General features: G+C 70.5%; 20 protein-coding genes. 12 read left to right on the top strand and 8 right to left on the bottom strand.

From position 1 onward, the window contains the following. The first annotated feature begins 74 nt into the window (after window positions 1-74). Entirely contained in the window at window positions 75-902 is an 828-nt protein-coding gene (gene fabI, locus OWC43_RS16650; RefSeq protein WP_137831817.1) for an enoyl-ACP reductase FabI, read from the top strand. Window positions 903-1,176: 274 nt separating this feature from the next. On the opposite strand, the gene ubiB is transcribed toward fabI, so the two are convergent. Next, window positions 1,177-2,739: a 2-polyprenylphenol 6-hydroxylase gene (gene ubiB / locus OWC43_RS16645; RefSeq protein WP_393957481.1), complete on the bottom strand. Its 1,563-nt coding sequence runs from the start codon at window positions 2,737-2,739 to the stop codon at window positions 1,177-1,179. Between the two features lie 130 nt (window positions 2,740-2,869). Next, window positions 2,870-3,658 carry a bifunctional demethylmenaquinone methyltransferase/2-methoxy-6-polyprenyl-1,4-benzoquinol methylase UbiE gene (gene ubiE, locus OWC43_RS16640; protein WP_137831819.1) on the bottom strand — a complete coding sequence of 263 codons (789 nt, stop codon included), beginning with the start codon at window positions 3,656-3,658 and terminating at the stop codon, window positions 2,870-2,872. Between the two features lie 311 nt (window positions 3,659-3,969). Here ubiE and mutM point away from each other — a divergent pair, with 311 nt between their 5' ends. The 3 genes from mutM (at window position 3,970) to OWC43_RS16625 (ending at window position 5,597) form a co-directional block, all read left to right on the top strand. Next, entirely contained in the window at window positions 3,970-4,869 is a 900-nt protein-coding gene (gene mutM, locus OWC43_RS16635; protein ID WP_393957480.1) for a bifunctional DNA-formamidopyrimidine glycosylase/DNA-(apurinic or apyrimidinic site) lyase, read from the top strand. Window positions 4,870-4,938: 69 nt separating this feature from the next. Beyond that, entirely contained in the window at window positions 4,939-5,127 is a 189-nt protein-coding gene (locus OWC43_RS16630; protein WP_238308601.1) for a hypothetical protein, read from the top strand. Between the two features lie 155 nt (window positions 5,128-5,282). Then, window positions 5,283-5,597: a hypothetical protein gene (locus OWC43_RS16625; RefSeq protein ID WP_393957479.1), complete on the top strand. Its 315-nt coding sequence runs from the start codon at window positions 5,283-5,285 to the stop codon at window positions 5,595-5,597. A 9-nt stretch (window positions 5,598-5,606) separates the two neighbouring features. Here OWC43_RS16625 and OWC43_RS16620 read toward each other — a convergent pair whose 3' ends face one another. From OWC43_RS16620 to uvrB, 5 genes are all read right to left on the bottom strand, one after another. After that, window positions 5,607-7,916, bottom strand: a complete 2,310-nt coding sequence (locus OWC43_RS16620) for a PAS domain-containing protein (RefSeq protein WP_393958574.1) — start codon at window positions 7,914-7,916, stop codon at window positions 5,607-5,609. 170 nt (window positions 7,917-8,086) lie between these two features. Then, window positions 8,087-8,815, bottom strand: a complete 729-nt coding sequence (locus OWC43_RS16615) for a glutathione S-transferase (RefSeq protein WP_393957478.1) — start codon at window positions 8,813-8,815, stop codon at window positions 8,087-8,089. A gap of 9 nt (window positions 8,816-8,824) precedes the next feature. After that, complete coding sequence (locus OWC43_RS16610) at window positions 8,825-9,514, bottom strand: YidB family protein (protein WP_393957477.1); 690 nt, start codon at window positions 9,512-9,514, stop codon at window positions 8,825-8,827. A gap of 274 nt (window positions 9,515-9,788) precedes the next feature. Continuing rightward, the gene (locus OWC43_RS16605) at window positions 9,789-10,085 is read right to left on the bottom strand and encodes a hypothetical protein (protein ID WP_393957476.1); all 297 of its coding nucleotides are present in this window, start codon (window positions 10,083-10,085) and stop codon (window positions 9,789-9,791) included. Window positions 10,086-10,317: 232 nt separating this feature from the next. After that, the gene (gene uvrB / locus OWC43_RS16600; RefSeq protein WP_393957475.1) at window positions 10,318-13,065 is read right to left on the bottom strand and encodes an excinuclease ABC subunit UvrB; all 2,748 of its coding nucleotides are present in this window, start codon (window positions 13,063-13,065) and stop codon (window positions 10,318-10,320) included. A gap of 132 nt (window positions 13,066-13,197) precedes the next feature. Between uvrB and OWC43_RS16595 the strand changes: the two genes are divergently transcribed. Together OWC43_RS16595 and OWC43_RS16590 are read left to right on the top strand one after the other, a co-directional pair. Next, a complete protein-coding gene (locus tag OWC43_RS16595) occupies window positions 13,198-13,458 on the top strand; it encodes a type II toxin-antitoxin system Phd/YefM family antitoxin (protein ID WP_393957474.1) in 261 nt (86 codons plus the stop codon). Next, entirely contained in the window at window positions 13,455-13,841 is a 387-nt protein-coding gene (locus OWC43_RS16590; RefSeq protein WP_393957473.1) for a type II toxin-antitoxin system VapC family toxin, read from the top strand. The genes OWC43_RS16595 and OWC43_RS16590 overlap by 4 nt, the downstream gene beginning before the upstream one ends. Here the strand turns inward: OWC43_RS16590 and OWC43_RS16585 are convergent. Next, window positions 13,814-14,755: a LysR family transcriptional regulator gene (locus tag OWC43_RS16585; protein WP_393957472.1), complete on the bottom strand. Its 942-nt coding sequence runs from the start codon at window positions 14,753-14,755 to the stop codon at window positions 13,814-13,816. The genes OWC43_RS16590 and OWC43_RS16585 overlap by 28 nt on opposite strands. Before the next feature lie 113 nt (window positions 14,756-14,868). On the opposite strand from OWC43_RS16585, the gene OWC43_RS16580 reads away from it, so the two are divergent. From OWC43_RS16580 to bchE, 6 genes are all read left to right on the top strand, one after another. Then, entirely contained in the window at window positions 14,869-15,300 is a 432-nt protein-coding gene (locus OWC43_RS16580; protein WP_393957471.1) for a DoxX family protein, read from the top strand. A 20-nt stretch (window positions 15,301-15,320) separates the two neighbouring features. Further along, window positions 15,321-15,803 carry a VOC family protein gene (locus OWC43_RS16575; RefSeq protein ID WP_393957470.1) on the top strand — a complete coding sequence of 161 codons (483 nt, stop codon included), beginning with the start codon at window positions 15,321-15,323 and terminating at the stop codon, window positions 15,801-15,803. A 164-nt stretch (window positions 15,804-15,967) separates the two neighbouring features. After that, entirely contained in the window at window positions 15,968-16,591 is a 624-nt protein-coding gene (locus OWC43_RS16570) for a hypothetical protein (RefSeq protein ID WP_137831390.1), read from the top strand. Then, window positions 16,584-16,961, top strand: a complete 378-nt coding sequence (locus OWC43_RS16565; protein ID WP_393957469.1) for a transcriptional regulator — start codon at window positions 16,584-16,586, stop codon at window positions 16,959-16,961. Before OWC43_RS16570 ends, OWC43_RS16565 begins: the two co-directional genes overlap by 8 nt. A gap of 70 nt (window positions 16,962-17,031) precedes the next feature. After that, window positions 17,032-17,742, top strand: coding sequence for a di-trans,poly-cis-decaprenylcistransferase (locus OWC43_RS16560; protein WP_137831388.1), 711 nt, complete (start codon window positions 17,032-17,034; stop codon window positions 17,740-17,742). Window positions 17,743-17,836: 94 nt separating this feature from the next. Next, window positions 17,837-19,339 carry a magnesium-protoporphyrin IX monomethyl ester anaerobic oxidative cyclase gene (gene bchE, locus OWC43_RS16555; protein WP_393957468.1) on the top strand — a complete coding sequence of 501 codons (1,503 nt, stop codon included), beginning with the start codon at window positions 17,837-17,839 and terminating at the stop codon, window positions 19,337-19,339. Window positions 19,340-19,344 lie beyond the last annotated feature (5 nt).

The raw sequence follows: 19,344 nt of genomic DNA, 5'->3' as shown, positions 1-19,344 counted from the left end.
GCCTCCGCTAAGGAAGCGGCCTGGCGCGGCGGCCTCCGGCAGGGCCGACCGTTTGGCCGAAGCGAAGGTGACGCATGTCGGATCAGAAGGCGGGCGGATTGCTCGCGGGCAAGCGCGGGCTGGTGCTGGGCGTAGCCAACAACCGCTCGATCGCCTGGGGCATCGCCCGCAGCGCCGCGCAGCACGGGGCCGAACTCGCCTTCACGTATCAGGGCGACGCGCTCAAGAAGCGGGTCGAGCCGCTGGCGAAGGAGCTGAACGCCAAGGTCGTCGGCCATTGCGACGTCACCGACCCGGCCTCGATCGACGCCGTCTTCGCGGCCACCGCCGAAGTGTTTCCGGACGGCATCGATTTCGTGGTCCACTGCATCGCCTTCTCCGACAAGGACGAGCTGACCGGCCGCTATATCGAGACCTCCGAGGGCAACTTCACCAAGTCGCTCCTGATCTCCTGCTACTCGTTCACGGCGATCGCCCAGCGGGCGGAGAAGATCATGCGCAACGGCGGCTCGCTGCTGACGCTGACCTATTACGGCGCCGAGAAGTGGATGCCGCACTACAACGTCATGGGCGTCGCCAAGGCCGCCCTCGAAGCGTCCGTGCGCTACCTCGCCGCCGATCTCGGCCCCAAGCAGATCCGCGTGAACGCGATCTCGGCCGGCCCGATCAAGACCCTGGCGGCCTCCGGCATCGGCGATTTCCGCTACATCCTCAAGTGGAACGAGTACAACGCGCCCCTGCGCCGGACCGTGACCATCGACGAGGTCGGCGAGACCGCCACCTATCTGGTCTCCGACATGTCCAAGGGCATGACCGGTGAGATCCTCCACGTCGATGCCGGCTACCACGTCGTCGGCATGAAGAATCCCGAGGCCCCCGACATCACGCTCGATCGGGACTAGGGCTCGGCCCGAAGGTGGATGCCGGCTTTCGGAAGACGCCGATACAGCACAGCAATCGGGAGAATCGTCCTGAATCCGAAATCCAGGGCGGTTCGCTACGGCGCGCTCCGGAGGGGACTGGCCGGGCTGTCAGGCCGATCCGGCGGCGCTCTCGCGCCGTCCAGCCGGCGCGTCCAGCATCCGCCAGGCGGGCGCGAGCGGCGCGACACGCCCGGTCAGCACCGCCCGGATCGCGATCGCCATCTCCGCACGCCGCGCCCCATGGGAGTCGGCTCTAGCGGAACGCCAGAACCAGCGCTCCCACCGCGATCGCCCAGAGCGCCAGCGTCGACCACACCGCCCGGCGCTGCTCCAGATGCGCGATCCGCTCCAGCGCCTTGACGTCCCGCGAGCCCTCCTCGTCGAGGCGGATCATGATGCGGCGGATGCGCTGGGCGATGTCGGGGATGTCCGAGACGACCTCGGAGAGGGTCAGCGCCGCGCGGGCCCCGCCCTCCAGTCGGCCGATGGGGCCGAGATGGCGGGTGATCCACGAGCGCACCACCGGCTCGGCGCCGGTCCACATGTCGAGCTGCGGATCGAGGGAGCGGGCGACGCCCTCCACCACCACCATGGTCTTCTGGAGCATCACCAACTCGGTGCGGGTGCTCATGTCGAAGAGGGCGGTGACGTCGAACAGCAGGGTCAGCACCTTGGCCATCGAGATCTCGTCGGCCCGGCGCTGGTGGATCGGCTCGCCGATCGCCCGGATCGCCTGGGCGAAGTCGTCGACGGAATGGTGGCGGGGCACGTAGCCCGCCTCGAAATGGACCTGGGCGACGCGGCGGTAATCGCGGGTGATGAAGCCGAGCAGAATCTCGGCGAGGAAGCGCCGCTCGGCATGGCCGAGCCGGCCCATGATGCCGAAATCGACCGCCACGAGGATCCCGTCCCGGTCCACGAACAGGTTCCCGGGATGCATGTCGGCGTGGAAGAACCCGTCGCGGATCGCCTGCCGGAGGAAGGACTGGATCACCGTGCGCCCGAGCGCCTTCGGATCGTGGCCCGCCGCGACGATGCCGGCCCGGTCGTTGAGGCGGATGCCGTCGATCCACTCGCTGGTGAGCACGTCCCGCGCGGTCAGCGCCCATTCGGGGCGCGGCGTCCGGAAATCCGCGTCGCCCGCGGTGTTCTGGGCGAGTTCCGACATCGCCGCCGCCTCGAGACGGAAATCCATCTCCATGGTGACGGAGCGGGCGAGGATCTCCACCACCTCCCGCGGGCGCAGGCGCTCGGCATCGGGCAGCAGCGCCTGGACGACGCGCGCCATGAAGCGCATCGCCTGAATGTCCTTGGCGAAGCGCTCGCGCACGCCGGGCCGCATCACCTTGACGGCCAGCGTCCGCTGCGTGCCATCGGCGTCGAGCACGGTCGCCTTGTGGACCTGGGCGATGGAGGCCGCCGCCACCGGCTCGCTGAAGGCGGTGAACAGGGCCGAGACCGGCTTGCCGAATTCCTGCTCCACCACCCGCATGGCCACGCCCTGCGGGAAGGGCGGCACCCGGTCCTGCAACCGCTCGAGATCGCGGGCGGCGGCCATGCCGACGATGTCGGGGCGGGTGGCCAGGAACTGGCCGAACTTGACGTAGGACGGTCCGAGCCGGGTCAGCGCCCGTTCGAGGGGGCTCGCGCCGGGATCGGCGGCGATGCCGCGCCGCTCCAGCGCCCGTCCGAGCCGCAGCGCGAAGCGCAGATGCGGCGGCAGCTGATCCGCGTCGATCAGCGCGAGCCCGCCCTCTCGGGCCAGCACGAAGCCGACATGGGCGCCGCGGGCGAGGTGGAAGACCGCGCCTAGCATGGCCGGACTCCGCGCGGCGACAATGCCGAAGGGCGGAGGCGTGCGGAAGCCGAGGCGTCGAGCGGAGCGAAGGCCGAAGTGAGCTTCACAACCGCGGACCCGGCCGCCAGCATCTGAGGCTGGACAGAGATCAAGAGATCTTCCAGGCGGAGTGGATCGCGACGATGCCGCCGGACAGCCGGCGATGGGTGACGTGCGAGAACCCGGCCGCCCCGATCATGGCGGCGAAGGCGCCGGGGGAGGGGAACTTGCGGATCGATTCCACGAGGTACTGGTAGGATTCCCGGTCGCCCGCCACCCGCTCGCCGATGCGCGGGATCACGTGGAAGGAATAGGCGTCGTAGATCTTCTCCAGCACCGGCAGGTCGACGCGGGAGAATTCCAGGCACAGGAAGCGCCCGCCGGGCTTGAGGACGCGCCGTGCCTCCCGGAGCGCCGCATCGATGCGCGGCACGTTCCGGATGCCGAAGGCGATGGTGTAGCTGTCGAAGCTGTTGTCGGGCAGCGGCAGCGTCTCGGCATTGCCGGTGACGAAATCGATGCGGCCGTCATACTTCGCGCCCGCGCGCTCGGCGCCGACCCGCAGCATCGCCTCGTTGATGTCGAGCACGGTGACGTGGGTGTCCGGCCCGCCCGCCTCGAGGGTGCGGAAGGCGATGTCGCCGGTGCCGCCCGCCACGTCGAGATGGCGGTGGGGCCGCGTCTTCGACGGGCGCAGCATGCCGATCAGGTGCGATTTCCAGGCGCGGTGGAGGCCGCCCGACATCAGGTCGTTCATCAGGTCGTAGCGGCGGGCGACGGAGCGGAACACGTCGTCGACCCGGGCCTGCTTCTCGGACAGCCGGACGCGCTCGTAGCCGAAATCGGCGGTGTCCTCGCCGGCCCTGTCCGGGCCGCTTCCGGTGGTGTTGCCGCTCATCCGATTTCGTGCCGCCCGCGCGTCCGATACCCCTGGCCGAGCCTCATAGCGAAAGCGCGCCGGAACCGCCATGCGGCAGGGGGAGCGCCCGTGACGGAAGGCGGCGGTGCGGCGCGCGCCGACACCGCTTATAATCTCGCTCGCCTCCCACCCCTTCCCCTCATCCTGAGGTGGCGGCGCGAAGCGTCGCCCTCGAAGGAGGGCCCCAGACCGCGCGGTGCTCTCTGGAGCCCTCCTTCGAGGCCGCTTCGCGGCACCTCAGGATGAGGGGAGGGGTGGGGTATCCCGTTTCCGAAGCCTCGTCCCAGAAAATGCCTGAACTGCCCGAAGTCGAGACCGTGCGCCGGGGCCTCGCGCCCGCGATGGTCGGAGCGCGGATCTCCCGCGTCACCTTACGCCGGCCGAACCTGCGCTTCCCCTTCCCCGAGCGCTTCGCCGAGCGGCTGGAGGGGCGCCGGGTGCTCGATCTCGCCCGCCGCGCCAAGTACCTGACGGCGGCGCTCGATTCCGGCGAGAGCCTGATCCTGCATCTTGGCATGAGCGGGCGCTTCGACGTGGCCATGCCCGACGGTTCGAACCTGTCGCCGGGCGATTTCTACCTCGACGGGGCGCTCGGCGTGCCCAAGCACGACCACGTGGTCATGGCCTTCGAGACCGGCGCGACCGTCACCTACAACGATGCCCGCCGCTTCGGCTTCATGGACTTGGTGCCGACGCAGGATCTCGAACGCTGCCGCCACTTCGCCGCCATGGGGATCGAGCCCCTGAGCGAAGCCCTCGACGGCCCGGCCATCGCCCGCCTCTTCCGCCACAAGATCACGCCGCTGAAGGCCGCGCTGCTCGACCAGCGCCTGATCGCGGGCCTCGGCAACATCTATGTCTGCGAGGCCCTGCACCGGGCCGGCCTGCACCCGGCGATGCCCGCCGGCGCCCTGGCCAAGCCCGACGGCGGCCCGACGCCGAAGGCCAAGAAACTCGCGAAGGAGATCAAGGAGGTGCTGACCGAAGCGGTCGCCGCCGGCGGCTCGACGCTGCGCGACTACGCCCGCCCCGACGGCCAGAGCGGCGGCTTCCAGCACGTCTTCCGGGTCTACGACCGCACCGGCTTCCCCTGCCAGGCCCGGGGCTGCACCGGTCACGTGTCGCGGATCGTGCAGGGGGGACGCTCGACGTTCTTCTGCGAGCTGTGTCAGGTGATGCCGAAGTCGTGATCGCCCCCGGAACGGTTTTCCCGCCCCCGTTGTTCGACCCACGGACAACGAACGGAGGAATCGCCCACCATGCGTATCGCCCGGCTTCTGCCCGTCTTCGGCCTCCTCGCTCTCGGCCTCGCCGCCTGCAAGGACGAGAAGAAGGACGCGCCCCCGCCTCCGCCCCCACCACCGGCTACGACAGCACCGACCCAGCCGAGCGCGCCGCCGGCTCCGGCCCCCGCGACCCCGCCCGCCAACAAGCCGGCCGGCCAGTAACATCCAAGACGGAGGAGGGTCGGCCGCCCCGGCGGGCCCTCCTCGCATCGCCGCCGGCCGGGGAATCCGGTACCGGCGGCGCGGTGTGAACGTTCCCCGATCGCTCGCGTTGGTTCCCCGGCTTGCACGTGCCGACGAACCGAACGGGTGCCTCCATGAAGCCGCTGTTCCGCGCAGCCCTCGCGCTGCCCTTCGCACTGCCTCTGGCGACCGCCGCCCACGCCCAGGCGGGTCCCGCCGAGATCAAGCAGCCCGCGCCCGCGCGGACCCTGGGCCCCGCCGACGGCGCCACCACGGTCGTCCAGCCCGGCGGCGTCGACAATGGCGGTCCGGGCTCCCTCGGCACGGCCGCGCCGGGCGTGACGGGCGCCACGAACGTCACCAACAATCCCGGCACCGCCGGCAACGCCGAGAAGCCGGAGCAGCCGATCGGCAATGCCGGCTCGCCCGACACCGCCGGCGGCGGCTGAAGCCTCGCCTTACCGCCCGACCACCTGACGCAGCATCGCCGCCAGTTCCTGCGCCGAGTAAGGCTTGCGCAGGAGATCGAAGCCGTGCGCGTCGTCCTGGGCCAGCACGTGGCTGTAGCCGGAGGTGAGCACCACTGGCAGGTCCGGAAAGCGTTCTCGGAGCAGGCGGGCCAGGGCGATGCCGCCCATGCCCGGCATGACCACGTCGGAGAACACCGCGTCGAACGGCTCCGTCGATCCGGCCAGGGCGGCGAGCGCCGCCTCGGCGTTCTCGGTCCAGACGGGGCGGTGGCCGAGATCCTCCAGGATCTGCGTGCAGAAGCGGCCGACCTCCAGATTGTCCTCCACCACGAGGACGCGCAAGGTGCCGGCCTCGCCGCCGGGCGCGGCGTCGCGGCGGGTGGGGGGATCGGCGGCCGGGGCCGGAACCTCGGGCAGATAGAGGGTGAAGGTGGCGCCCGCGCCGGGCTGGCTCTTCACGTCCACGTCGCCGCCCGATTGCTTGGCGAAGCCGATCACCTGGGACAGGCCGAGGCCGGTGCCCTTGCCGACCTCCTTGGTGGTGTAGAACGGCTCGAAGATCCGCATCAGGTCGGCGGTCGCGATCCCGGTGCCGGAATCCGTCACCGAGACGGCGACGAAGGCCCCCGCCGCCCCCGCATGGCCGCGGATCGGCGGCAGGGCGATGGGCGCGTCGAGGCGCAGCGTCAGGACGCCCTCGCCGTCCATGGCGTCGCGGGCATTGACCGCCATGTTGACGAGCGCCGTCTCGAACTGACTCGCGTCGGCGCGCACGTAGCAGGCGCCGCCGGGGAGATCGGTGACGACCCGGATGCGGGCGCCGGTCACGGAATCGAGCATTTCCGAAATGCCGCGCAGGCGCTCGCAGACGTCGAAGGTCTCGGGCTTGAGCGCCTGGCGCCGGGCGAAGGCGAGGAGTTGGCCGGTGAGCTTGGCCGCCCGGTCCACGGTGTCGGAAACCGCGTCGAGGTAGCGGGCCTTGCGCGCCTCCGGCAGCTCGGGCCGGCGCAGGAACTCCACCGAGGAGCGGATGATCGTGAGCAGGTTGTTGAAGTCGTGGGCCACGCCGCCGGTGAGCTGGCCCACCGCCTCCAGCTTCTGCGACTGGCGCAGGGCTTCCTCGGCGTGGCGCTGCTCGGTGATGTCGCGGCCGAATCCGTAGAGCAGGCCGTCCTCCGGCACGATGGTCCACAGCACCCGCCGCGGCTCCGCGACGGCGGAGAGGCAGCTCAGTTCGAGTTCGAGTTCCCGCCGGATCGGCGGACCGGCAGAGAGCCGGGCGAGGGCGTCGGAGAGGATTGCCCGCTCCTCGGGGATCACGAACTCCTCCAGCATCCGGCCGAGCGATTCGGCGGCCGGCCAGCCTAGGGCCCGGGTCCAGGACGGGTTCACCGCCGCGATCCGACCGTCGGGCGCCGTCACGGCCTTCAGCACCGGCGAGAGCGCCCAGACGCGGTCGCGGTCGCGCCTCTGCGCCGTCACCTCCGCTTCGAGATCGGCGGCCTTGACGTGGAGCTGCTGCTCCATCCGCTTGCGGGCGGTGACATCCTGGAACAGCACCGCGACCCGCCGCTGGCTCGGCGGCTCGATGCGGAAGGCGGCGACTTCCAAGTAACGGCCGGTGGCGACCAGCTCGCGCTGGACCCGGATCGGCCGACCGGTGCGCAGGACGTCGCCGTAGAGCGCGACCCAGCCCTCCGCCTCCTCCGCGGAGACGAACTCGCGCAGGCGCTGGCCGACGACGTTCTCGATGCCGGCATGCTGCGCGTAGGCGCGGTTGGCCTCGACATGGAGGTAATCGCTCGAGGGCCCGTACGGCCCATCGAGAAACTCGATGACGCAGTAGCCCTCGTCCATCTGCTCGAACAGGGTCCGGTAATGCTGCTCGCGCTCGGCCAGTTCGGTCTCGTGGTCGCGTTCCGCCGTCACGTCGCGCACGACGCCCACCCATCGCAGGGGCCGGCCCGCCGCATCGCGCTCGGCGACGAGCGTGCGCCGGACACGGAGCACCGCCCCGGTATCGGCCCGCCGGATGCGGTAGAGCGTGTCGCCGGGTTCCGCGCTCTCGGAGAGGGCGGCTCCGTCCTCGGGGAAGGCCAGGGCCTCCACCGTCGCGACAGGAAACGCGTCCCGCGGGGGCAGACCATGCAGGCGGCAGAAGGCCAGGTTCGGGCGAAGGACAGCGCTCGCCACGTCCAGCGTGAACAGGCCGTGCCCGGCCGCATCCAGAACGCGGGCGAGGGCGTCGGCCTCCGGGGCTGGGGCAGCCGCGATGTTCGATTCTTCGGAGCGGCGCAGGCTGTCGGTCTCTGTCACAGCCGCCATCCTACCACGGCAAAACTGGTGCGTGGCTGACATAGATAAGTGCAGCCACGCTTCCCGACAGCGACCGAGGGGCGCATCCCTCGTCCCTGCTCGTCCCAGGCAGGACCGACGGGTACGGCATGATCCGCGGCGACCGGCGGCGCTTATGCGGGATCGAGTTCCGGGTAACGGCGGAAGATGCCTGCCTCGCCGAACGGCCGGCGCCTCTCGCTTGCAAGATAGGAGGCGATCCGGGGCTGGCCGGCCATCCGCGCCGCGTGGGCGGCGACGCGGGGCACCGCGTCCAGCGCCTGGGCGGTGGCGTGGGGGAAGGCGTAGCGCAGACCCTCGACGAGTTGGAACAGGGAGGTGTCGGCGTAGGAGATCGCGGCGCCGACGAGATGGTCCGGCCCGGCCGGGTTGCGGACGAGCACCAGCTCGAACCAGCCGAGGAATTTCGGCATGCGGTTCTCGCGGAAATCCCGTGCCCGGCGCAGGGCTTCCGGCTTCTGGTCCTCGTAATACAGGCCGACGCCGACGGGATGGTGGGTGTCGTGGGCCTCCGCCACCATGTCGGCGATGGTGAGCTGGATCTGATGCGTCCAGATCCGGTCGGCCTCGCTCTCACCGACGAGGCCGATGCGGGGGCCGAGATAGAGCAGGATCGCCGCGGTCTGGCCGATGACGCGATCACCGTCCCGCAGGAAGGGCGGGGCGAAGGGCGGGCGGAGCGGTTCGTCCTCCAGCCGATCCATCATCGCCTCGATCCCGCCGCCCTCCTCGTGGGGCAGGCGGGCCACGTCCACATATTCGGCGCCGGCCTGTTCGAGGGCGAGGCGGACGAACTCGCCCCGGCCCTGGATCATCGGCCAATAGTGCAGCTCGTAGGCCATGGACGCCGCCTACCAGCCGCGGGCATCCTCCCGGTTCGGGGGCCGGCCCTGCGGCGTGAGGGCGTCGACGACGCCGGGCAGGGCCTGCGCCAGCTGGCCGAGCAGGTCGTCGCGCGAGAGGCCGGTCTCGCGGCTCAGCGTCTCGACGGTGTCGGGGCCGAGCGCATCGGCGAGGCGGTTGGGCTGGACCGTCTGGTTCGGCCCGTGGCCGATCCAGGAGCCGATCACGTCGCCGAGGCCGCTGCGCTCGAAACGCTCGATCAGGCCGCCCAGCCCACCCGCAGCCTCTTGCCCGGCCTGGTCCGCTTCGTCCCGGTCGAGGCGGGCATAGGGGCCGGCGCCGGGGGCGCGCTCGCCCAAATCACTCCGTCCGTCACCCGGCCCGTCGAGCATTCCGGCCAAGTCGCCGAACTCGCCGCCGAGATCGGAACCGCCCTGGGCGGGAGGCCCGCTGCGGCGGCTCTGGTTGAACCCGCCGAGATCGCCGTCACCGGCACCGGGGTCGGGCATGGGGTGCCGGCTCTCGGGCCCCTCCTGCCCGCCGAGGCGGCCCAGAATGTCGCCGAGCCCCCCGTTCGCGCCCTTGGCGAGCAGCAGCATGAGCAGCGCCTTGACGATGGGCGAGGACAGAGCACCGCCACGCCCTCCGCCCAAAACCTGTCCGACGACCCCGCCGATGACCTGATCGAGCAATCCCATGCGGCTCTCCCTTGTCCGATCGTCGTCCAACACGCGCGGCTGGGCCGCAGTTGCGAGACACAGCCAACAGGCGCGGCTCGCCCCATCCATCCCCTCATCCTGAGGAGCCGCGCGAGCGGCCTCGAAGGACGGCGCTGGGTCGCGCACGATTCCTGGGGGCCTTCGAGGCTGCGCTTCGCTCCGCACTTCAGGATGAGGGGGAGGGTGGGAAAGATCGCAGCATCGATCGAGGCCGCCTCAACAGCCGGAGCGTCCGTCCGGTCTCACGGCTGGATCAATTCTCCTGGCTGGAGCGGTAGCGCGCGGAGAGATGGTCGAGGGGGTTGGTGCGGGTCTTGCCGCCGTCGGGCACCACCGAGGTCGAGGGCCGGATCGCGCTGGGGGCCCGCACGTCGCCGGACGGCCGGTCGGGGGCGGGATCCTGGCGGGGCAGGGTGCTGGTTCCCGACGGCAGGGTGCCGGCGGTGGGCTGGTCGTTCGGATTGGCCACGGTCTGGGCGAGCGCGGCGCCGGGCAGGATGGCGGCGGCGAGGCAGGCGGCCGCGAGGGGGCGTCGAAGGAGGGCGCGCATCGGGGACTCCATCAGGCAGCACCCGCGCAGCCGATGAAGGGCGGCCCGCAGCGGGCAGGGTCTGACACGCCAATCCGGCGCCAGAGGCCGAGGTTCCGACGTCGGCCTGACCGAGTTTCAGGCAAGGTCCGGTCCCGGCCCGTTTCCCGCCGACCGCCCTCGGCGAGGCCGAGATCGTCATCGCGCGCGGCGGCGAGGCGATCCGGAACGATCGTTCCGGACGGTGCCCGCCTCAGCCGCGCTTGCGTCCCCCGCCACCCTTGTAGCGGGGCTTCTGACCGCCCAGCCCCTGCGTCGAGCGCGCCTTGGGCCGCTCCTGCCAGGGCACGGCGCCGGCGGGCAATTCGCGATCGGTGCCGGGGCCCATATTGTCCAATGTCGGCTTGGCGATGCGGCTGCCCTTCTGGCCGTAGCGGCCGGCCTCGCGCTCGACATCGCCCTGGCGGGCCATGGGATCGTCGGAGACCATCAGCTCCGTGGCCTGGAGGCGCTTCAGCTCGTCGCGCAGGCGGGCGGCCTCCTCGAAATCGAGGTCGGCGGCCGCCGCGCGCATCCGCTTCTCGAGATCCGCCATGACGGCCTTGAGATTGTGGCCGACGGTGATGGCGTCCTTGGCGAGCCCGGTATCGACGCGGACATGGTCGCGCTCGTAGACGCTCTCGAGGATGTCCGCGATGCCGCGCTTGACCGATTGCGGCGTGATGCCGTGCTCTTCGTTGTAGGCGAGCTGCTTGGTGCGGCGGCGCTCGGTCTCCGCCATCGCCCGCTCCATCGAGCCGGTGATGCTGTCGGCGTAGAGGATGCAGCGGGCATCGGCGTTGCGGGCCGCGCGGCCGATGGTCTGGATCAGCGAGGTCTCGGAACGGAGGAAGCCCTCCTTGTCGGCATCGAGGATGGCGACCAGGGCGCATTCGGGGATGTCGAGGCCCTCGCGCAGCAGGTTGATGCCGATGAGGACATCGAAGGCGCCCAAGCGCAGATCGCGAATGATCTCGATGCGCTCCAGGGTGTCGATGTCGGAGTGCATGTAGCGCACCCGCACCGAATTCTCGTGCAGATACTCGGTCAGATCCTCGGCCATGCGCTTGGTGAGCGTCGTCACCAGCGTCCGGTAGCCGGCCTGGGCGACCGCGCGAACCTCGCCCAAGAGGTCGTCGACCTGGGAGCGGGCCGGGCGGATCTCGATCACCGGATCGACGAGGCCGGTCGGGCGGATGACCTGCTCGGCGAAGACGCCCTGCGTCCGCTCCATCTCCCACTTGCCGGGCGTGGCCGAGACGTGGACCGATTGGGGCCGCATCGCGTCCCATTCCTCGAAGCGAAGCGGGCGGTTGTCGAGGCAGGAGGGCAGGCGGAAGCCGTACTCGGCCAGCGTCGCCTTGCGGCGGAAGTCGCCCCGGTACATGCCGCCGATCTGCGGCACGGTGACGTGGCTCTCGTCGGTGAAGACGAGGGCGTTGTCCGGCAGGTACTCGAACAGGGTCGGCGGCGGCTCGCCGGGCTTCCGCCCGGTCAGGTAGCGCGAGTAGTTCTCGATGCCGTTGCAGGCGCCGGTCGCCTCGATCATCTCGATGTCGAAGGTGCAGCGCTGCTCCAGGCGCTGGGCCTCGATCAACCGGCCCATCTTCGTCAGTTCCTCGACGCGGAGCTTCAGCTCGGTCTTGATGCCCTTGATCGCCTGCTGCAGCGTCGGGCGCGGCGTGACGTAGTGCGAGTTGGCGTAGACCTTCACGAACTTCAGTTCGTTGATCTTCTTGCCGGTCAGGGGATCGAACTCGACGATCGACTCGATCTCGTCGCCGAACAGGCCGATACGCCAGCCGCGATCCTCCAAGTGGGCCGGCCAGAGTTCGATCACGTCGCCGCGGACGCGGAACGTGCCGCGGGCGAAGTCGGACTGGATGCGCTTGTACTGGAGCGCCACGAGATCGGCGATGAGCTGGCGCTGCTCGATCCTCTCGCCGAGCGACACCGTGAACGACATCGCCGTGTAGGTCTCGACCGAGCCGATGCCGTAGATGCAGGACACGGAGGCGACGATGATGACGTCGTCCCGCTCCAGCAGGGCGCGGGTGGCCGAGTGGCGCATCCGGTCGATCTGCTCGTTGATTGAGGATTCCTTCTCGATGAAGGTATCCGAGCGCGGGACGTAGGCCTCCGGCTGGTAGTAGTCGTAGTAGGAGACGAAGTACTCGACCGCGTTGTCGGGGAAGAAGCTCTTGAACTCGCCGTAGAGCTGGGCGGCGAGCGTCTTGTTCGGCGCCAGGATCAGGGCCGGGCGCTGGGTCTCCTCGATGACCTTGGCCATCGTGAAGGTCTTTCCGGAGCCCGTGACGCCGAGCAGCACCTGATCGCGCTCGACCGTCTTCACGCCCTCGACGAGCGCCGCGATGGCGGTCGGCTGGTCGCCTGCGGGGGTGAAATCGGATTTCAGCGTGAATTTGTAGCCGCCCTCGGACTTCGCCGGCCGCTCGGGCCGGTGCGGCACCCAGGCCTCGCCATTCTTGAACAGCGGGTTGCCCTCGGTGAGGAGCCGTTCGAGGGCCTCGACGGTGGCGGACACCCCCTCCGTGGCCAGCGAGGGCGTCTCCTCCGGTCCGTTGCCGGGGGCCGGCCCGTCATCGGGCGGGATCAGGCCGAGGGCCTGGGCCAGGCGCGGATCGACATCGGCCGCATCGCCCAGGGCGAAGCCCGCCTGCGGCGCCTCGGCGAAACCGTCCTGCGCGATCCGCTTCGCGGCGGTCGCCTCACCCGTCCCTTCGCTCTTCGCACGCCCCTTGGCATTTGCCTTCGCATGTGCCTTGGCCACGCCCGTGCGACCGCGCTCCTTCCGGGGCGGCTCCGGCGCGGGCTCGGGCATCCGGAGGCGTTCGCGGTTGAGCGCCGGGCTGAGCAGGGCGGCGAGATGCTCGTCGAGCGGCTTCAGCTCGGGCTTGTCGGCCCGCGCTGGGGCGGCGCGCGGTTTCTTCGGTGCGGGCATGGGACCAATATGGGCCGGACCGGGGCTCGACGGAAGAGTTCACGGGCATGGACGAGGCGACGAGCAAGGACGCGCTTGCCGGGCCGAATGCCACCGAATACCGTCGACCCGCTCTCATCCATGGAGACCGCCATGAAAACGGTCAGCCTCCGCGAGGCCGAGGCCGATCTGTCCCGATTGGTCGAGGAAGCCGCCCGCGGCGAAGCGTTCGTGATCGCGCAGGACGGCCGCCCCCTGGTCCGGGTCGTCCCGGCCGAAGCGGAGGCCCCGCGCACCCAGCGGCTCGGCGGCCTCATCGGTCAGATCTCCGTACCCGACGATTTCGACACGATGTTCCAGGACGAGATCGTCCGAATGTTCGAGGGCGCGTACAAGGGCAAGGCGGAGCCGTGAGGCTCCTCCTCGACACGCATCTGTTGGTTTGGGCTCTCGGCGCACCGCACAGATTGTCGAGTTCGGCTCGTCAACTGATCGATGATCCCACGCATCAACCGGTATTCAGCACGGCGAGCATCTGGGAATTGGCGATCAAACAGAGCCTTGCCCGCATGCCCGGTTCGATTGACGCCGCCGCCGTCCGGAACACCCTGCTTCGCGATGGATACAAGGAACTTGTCGTGCTGGGCGCGCATGCCGTCGCCGTTGCAAGCCTGCCCCCCATCCACAAGGATCCCTTCGACCGGCTCCTCGTTGCCCAGGCCCTGGTAGAGGGGCTCACGCTGCTGACCGCGGACGGGCTTCTCGCGCGCTATCCCGGCCCCGTCCGCCGGGTCTGATCGCCCTTACCCCGCACCGGTTCGGGCAAGTCCCGGTCCCAATCCGGCTCGCCCGCGAAGAGCTGCGTCAGGGCGGCGAGGAAGACCCGCGTCTTGGCCGGGCGGCGGCCCGGCGGCATCAGGGCGTGGATTGGCAGGACGGGCAGGGCGCCGAGGTCGAGGGCCACCAGCGTGCCGGCCCGCAGGGCGTCGGCGACGAGGAAGGTCGGCTGGTAGATCAGGCCGAGCCCCTCGATCGCCGCCGCGACCAGGGCCGCGCCGTTCGAGGCCCGCAGCGTCCCGGTGACCGGAACGGGCGTCCCATCGAACGTCCAGTGTCCCTCCGCCGCCAGGGTGTAGCCGAGGCAATTGTGCCGGCCCAGATCGGCAGGCCTTCGCGGCAGGCCGTGCCGGGCGAGGTAGGTAGGGGCAGCGCAGAGGGCGAGGCGGCAGGGGGCGAGAGGGCGGGCGATCAGACTCGAATCGGCCAGGGGCCCGATCCGTACGGCCAGATCCCAGCCCTCCTCGATCAGATCGACACGGCGATCGTTGAGGCCGAGTTCCACCGTCACGGCCGCATGCGCGGCGCAGAAGGCGGCCAGGGCCGGGGCGATCCGGCGGACGCCGAAGGAGAGCGGCACGTTGAGCCGCAGGGTGCCGCGCGCCTCCAGGGCCTCGGCGCCGATGCCGGCCTCCGCCTCCGCGATCTCCGCCAGGATGCGCTCGCAGGCCTCGAGATAGGTCCGGCCCGCCTCCGTCAGCGTCAGGCGCCGGGTCGTGCGGTGCAGGAGCCGCGCGCCCAGCCGTGCCTCCAGCGCCGCCACGTGCTTGGTCACCCCGGTCTGCGACAGGCCGAGCGCCCGGCCCGCCGCGGAGAAGCTGCCGAGGGCCGCCACCCGAACGAAGACCTGCATCCCGGTCACCCGGTCGAGCATCGGCCCACCTCACTCTGACGATGTGAGATGAATGGCGAAATCTCCCGATTATCGCAAGAACGCCCCCGGTGCAGGATCGCCTTCATTGCCGACCATCCTCACAGGAGACTGCCATGACCGCCCTGACCGCGACCCTGCCCGCCCAAGCCGGCGTCGAATCCCGCACCGTCCCCTACGCCGCCCTGCTGCTGCGGCTCACCCTCGGCGGCCTGTTCCTGGCCCATGCGGGCCTGAAGCTGTTCGTGTTCACCCCGGCGGGCACCGCCGCCTTCTTCGGCTCCCTCGGCCTGCCGCCCGCCCTCGGCTACGCGGTGATCGCCGCGGAGGCGCTCGGCGGCCTCGCCCTGATCCTCGGATTCTATGCGCGGATCGTGGCGCTCGCCCTGGTGCCGATCCTGGTGGGCGCCATCGTCACCGTGCACGGCGCCAACGGCTTCTTCGCGCAGAATCCGGGCGGCGGCTGGGAATTCGCCGGCCTCTGGGCGGTCATGCTCCTCGTCCAGGCCGGGCTCGGCGGCGGCGCCTACGCCCTGCGGCGGGACTAAGAGACCAGGGGGAGGGGACCATGACCGGATCGATCCATTCGCAGACCCGCATCGGCCATGTCCACCTGAAGGTGGCCGATCTGGAGCGGGCCCTCGGCTTCTATGGCGGCGTGCTGGGCTTTGCCCTGACGCAACGCTACGGCAGCCAGGCGGCCTTCGTCTCCGCCGGGGGCTACCACCACCATATCGGCCTCAACACCTGGGAAAGCGCGGGCGGGACGCCCCCGCCCCCCGGCACCACCGGGCTCTACCATCTCGCGATCCTCTATCCCGATCGGGCCGCCCTCGCCGACGCCCTGCGCCGGGTCGAGGCCGCCGGCATCCCCCTCGACGGGGCGAGCGACCACGGTGTGTCCGAGGCGATCTACCTGCGCGATCCCGACGGCAACGGGGTCGAACTCTACCGCGACCGCCCGGAGGCCGAGTGGCCGCGGAACCCGGACGGCACCCTCGCCATGGTCACCCGTCGGCTCGACCTCGCGGCCCTGCGGGCGGAGGCGTGAGCGCCATCCGGCGAGGCGCATGCCGCCTCGTCGGGGGAAGGCGCGGGGAGCCAGGCTCCCCGCGAGGCGGGCGTGCCTCTCCGCACTCGGCCCCCGCTTGACGGCTCTGCCTCCGCGTGTACTTTGCGATGCAAAGTGAATTCGGCCACGGGGGTGGGCGCGTGATGCAGGATCTGGACAGGGCCCTTGCCGACATCGTCGCGATCCGGATGCAGATCGCGCGCGACACCGCCTTCCGCGGACTCGGAACGGCGACGCTGGCGGCGACCGGAGGGCTGGCCTTGGCGGTGGCGGCCGGGCAATCGCTGTTCCTCGACGATCCGACCGGGCGGCCCGTCGCCTTCTTCGGCCTGTGGATCGCCGCCGCCATCGCCGCCTGCGGGCTGATCGGCTTCGAGGCGGTGCGGCGCTCCCGCCAGGTCCATTCGGGCTTCGCCGACGCCATGGTGTTCAACGCCATCGAGGGGTTTCTGCCGGCGGGCGGGGCGGGCCTGTGTCTCGGGCTCGTCTTCGCCCGCTTCGTGCCCGAGGGGCTGTGGATGCTGCCGGGCCTGTGGCAGGTGCTGGTCGGGCTCGGGCTGTTCGCCTCGATCCGCATCCTGCCCCGCCCCATGCAGCTCGTCGGCGCCTGGTACCTGCTCGCGGGGCTCGCCGTGCTGGCGCTGGCCAGCGAGACGCATCACCTCTCGCCCTGGTTGATGGGTCTGCCCTTCGCGGTCGGCCAGGGCGGGCTCGCCGTCATTGTCCACTGCCAGCCGGGCCAGAACGAGGGAGGCATCGATGCCTGACGCTCGCGAAGCGCGCTTCTCCTACGAAGGGCTCGACCGGGTCATCCATGAACGGGCCCGGCTCTCGGTGCTGACCTCCCTGGTCGCGCATCCCCGCGGCCTCGCCTTCCCCGATCTCAAGCGCCTGTGCGGGCTCACCGACGGCAATCTGAGCCGCCACCTCGCGGTGCTGCAGGAGGCCGACCTCGTCGCCCTGGAAAAGGGCTACGACCACAACCGCCCCCAGACCCTGTGCCGGCTGACGCCCTCGGGCCGAACCCGCTTCCTCGAGTACCTCGCGGTGCTGGAGCAGGTGGTGCGCGACGCCCAGACGGCCGGCGGCAAGAAGGCGGGCGACAAGAAGGCTGCGGGCCTCGCCGAGCCGGCCTAACCGGCCGCGATTTCGCACCACCTTAACGGTTTTCTGTTCTCATCGACTGATTGTGCCGCGGAGCTTTACAATGCAAAGCAGTTTCGAGCGCAGACCGAAACTTCATGCCGCGATCATCATGGACGGCAACGGCCGCTGGGCGAGCGCCCGCGGCCTCCCGCGCGGGGCAGGGCATCGGGCCGGCGTCAAGACGATCCAGCGCGTGGCGGAGGCCGCCCCCGATCTCGGCATCGGCACGCTGACGCTCTACGCCTTCTCCAGCGACAACTGGCGCCGCCCGGCCGACGAGGTCGGCGGGCTGATGCGCCTGCTCCGGGCCTATCTGCGCAGCGAGACCGAGCGGCTGGCCCGCACCGGCACCCGGCTCACGGTGATCGGCCGGCGCGACCGCCTGCCCGAGGGTATTCCTGCGGCGATCGAGCGGGCCGAGGCCGCGACCGCCTCGGGCACGCGACTGAGCCTGCGCATCGCCGTCGACTATTCATCCCGCGACGCGATTCTCGCGGCGGCCGCCCGGCTCGGGCCGGAGGGCTTGTCCCGCGAGGCGATGAGCGAGGCCCTGGGCGAGGCCGGCGACGTCGATCTCCTGATCCGCACCGGCGGCGAGCAACGCCTGTCCGACTTCCTGCTCTGGGAGGCGGCCTATGCCGAGCTGCATTTCACCGACCGGATGTGGCCGGATTTCGGGGAAGGCGATCTGGCCGCGGCGGTGACCGACTTCACCGCGCGGGATCGACGGTTTGGGGGCTTGAACGCACCGCGGGTGCCGGAAGCGGCCTGACACGACATTACCGGCACTGCCGAGCCGCCTCGGCGCGGCCGAAACGCGGAGGTGACAGCCTCCGCGAACCCTCCCTCACGTCCGGGAGCCCCCGATGAATATTCTGCTCGTGAACGTGCCGCATCCGGCGATCGGCAGTCGGATTCCCGACGATCACCTGCCGCCGCTCGGGCTGCTCGCCATCGGTGGGCCGCTGATCGACGACGGACACGAGGTCTCCCTGATCGACGGCGAGTTCGGCCCCATGCCGATCCCCGACTTGGTCGCACGGATCGTGGCAGCCGCGCCCGAGGCGGTGCTGTTCGGCCATTCCGGCTCGACCTCGGGCCACCCGGTCATCGCTGCGGTTTCCGCCAGCGTGGCGGCGGCGATGCCGGACGTCCACATCGTCTACGGGGGCGTTTTCCCGACCTACCATGCACGCGAGATCCTGAAGGCCGAGCCGCACGTCACCGTCATCGTGCGCGGGGAGGGCGAAGAAACCGCGCGCCGGCTCATGGCCGCGCTCGCGGCCGGACAGCCCCTCGGCACCATCCCCGGCCTCACCTTCCGCGACGGCGGCGTGATCCGGGAGACGCCGCCGGCCCCACCGATCCGCGACCTCGACGCCTATCGGGTCGGCTGGGAGCTGATCGACCATGCCCGCTACAGCTATTGGGGCGGCCTGCGCGCCGTCGTCGTGCAGTTCTCCCGCGGCTGCCCGCATCCTTGCACCTATTGCGGCCAGCGCGGCTTCTGGACCCGTTGGCGCCATCGCGATCCGGTCCGCTTCGCGAAGGAACTTGCCCGGCTCCACCGCGAGCACGGCGTCCGGGTGATCAACTTCGCCGACGAGAATCCGACGGTCTCGAAGAAGGTCTGGCGCAGCTTTCTCGATGCGCTGATCGCGGAGGAGGTCGACCTGATCCTCGTCGGCTCAACCCGCGCCGACGACATCGTGCGCGACGCCGACATCCTGCCGCTCTACAAGCGCGCCGGCTGGGTGCGCTTCCTTCTAGGACTCGAGAGCACCGACGCGGCGACCCTCGACCTGATCCGGAAGGGCGCCACCACCACGACCGACCGCGAGGCAATCCGTCTGTTGCGAGAGAACGGGTTTCTCTCGATGGCGACCTGGGTGGTCGGCTTCGAGGAAGAACGCGACCGCGATTACTGGCGGGGTCTGCGGCAACTCCTGGCCTACGATCCGGACCAGATCCAGATGCTCTACGTCACGCCCCACCGCTGGACACCCTACTTTCGCACCGTGGAAGAGCGCCGGGTGATCCAGACCGACCGGCGGCTTTGGGACTACAAGCATCAAGTGCTCGCGACCCGCCACATGCCGCCCTGGCGGGTGCTGCTCTGGTTCAAGCTGATCGAGGTCATTCTCCAGGCCCGACCGAAGGCGCTCAGGCGCATCTATCTCAATCGCGACCCGCGTCTGTCGCACGCCATGCGCTGGTACACCCGCATGGGCCGCCGGGTCTGGCCGCACGAGATCCGCTCGTGGTTCCGCGACCCGCTGGTGCGCAACGGGCCCAGCGTCGCGCAGTTCTGGGGCGCAGGGCAGGCGGACGAGAACGCGCTGGCAACCCGGCGGCGGGAGGCCGCCTGACGCCG

This window comes from Methylorubrum sp. POS3 (assembly GCF_043352485.1).
Lineage (GTDB): Bacteria > Pseudomonadota > Alphaproteobacteria > Rhizobiales > Beijerinckiaceae > Methylobacterium > Methylobacterium suomiense.
The sequence above is the reverse complement of the archived record's forward strand: the minus strand, read 5'-3'. Positions and strand labels throughout refer to the sequence as shown.

Coding starts and splice junctions, on each gene's coding strand:
- OWC43_RS16625 (WP_393957479.1), top strand. CDS start 5,283: ATGAAGCCGCTGTTCCGCGCAGCCCTCGCGCTGCCCTTCGCACTGCCT.
- mutM (WP_393957480.1), top strand. CDS start 3,970: ATGCCTGAACTGCCCGAAGTCGAGACCGTGCGCCGGGGCCTCGCGCCC.
- OWC43_RS16610 (WP_393957477.1), bottom strand. CDS start 9,514: ATGGGATTGCTCGATCAGGTCATCGGCGGGGTCGTCGGACAGGTTTTG.
- OWC43_RS16580 (WP_393957471.1), top strand. CDS start 14,869: ATGACCGCCCTGACCGCGACCCTGCCCGCCCAAGCCGGCGTCGAATCC.
- OWC43_RS16560 (WP_137831388.1), top strand. CDS start 17,032: ATGCAAAGCAGTTTCGAGCGCAGACCGAAACTTCATGCCGCGATCATC.
- OWC43_RS16615 (WP_393957478.1), bottom strand. CDS start 8,815: ATGGCCTACGAGCTGCACTATTGGCCGATGATCCAGGGCCGGGGCGAG.
- OWC43_RS16565 (WP_393957469.1), top strand. CDS start 16,584: ATGCCTGACGCTCGCGAAGCGCGCTTCTCCTACGAAGGGCTCGACCGG.
- OWC43_RS16585 (WP_393957472.1), bottom strand. CDS start 14,755: ATGCTCGACCGGGTGACCGGGATGCAGGTCTTCGTTCGGGTGGCGGCC.
- ubiE (WP_137831819.1), bottom strand. CDS start 3,658: ATGAGCGGCAACACCACCGGAAGCGGCCCGGACAGGGCCGGCGAGGAC.
- OWC43_RS16595 (WP_393957474.1), top strand. CDS start 13,198: ATGAAAACGGTCAGCCTCCGCGAGGCCGAGGCCGATCTGTCCCGATTG.
- uvrB (WP_393957475.1), bottom strand. CDS start 13,065: ATGCCCGCACCGAAGAAACCGCGCGCCGCCCCAGCGCGGGCCGACAAG.
- OWC43_RS16605 (WP_393957476.1), bottom strand. CDS start 10,085: ATGCGCGCCCTCCTTCGACGCCCCCTCGCGGCCGCCTGCCTCGCCGCC.
- OWC43_RS16570 (WP_137831390.1), top strand. CDS start 15,968: ATGCAGGATCTGGACAGGGCCCTTGCCGACATCGTCGCGATCCGGATG.
- OWC43_RS16575 (WP_393957470.1), top strand. CDS start 15,321: ATGACCGGATCGATCCATTCGCAGACCCGCATCGGCCATGTCCACCTG.
- fabI (WP_137831817.1), top strand. CDS start 75: ATGTCGGATCAGAAGGCGGGCGGATTGCTCGCGGGCAAGCGCGGGCTG.
- OWC43_RS16630 (WP_238308601.1), top strand. CDS start 4,939: ATGCGTATCGCCCGGCTTCTGCCCGTCTTCGGCCTCCTCGCTCTCGGC.
- ubiB (WP_393957481.1), bottom strand. CDS start 2,739: ATGCTAGGCGCGGTCTTCCACCTCGCCCGCGGCGCCCATGTCGGCTTC.
- bchE (WP_393957468.1), top strand. CDS start 17,837: ATGAATATTCTGCTCGTGAACGTGCCGCATCCGGCGATCGGCAGTCGG.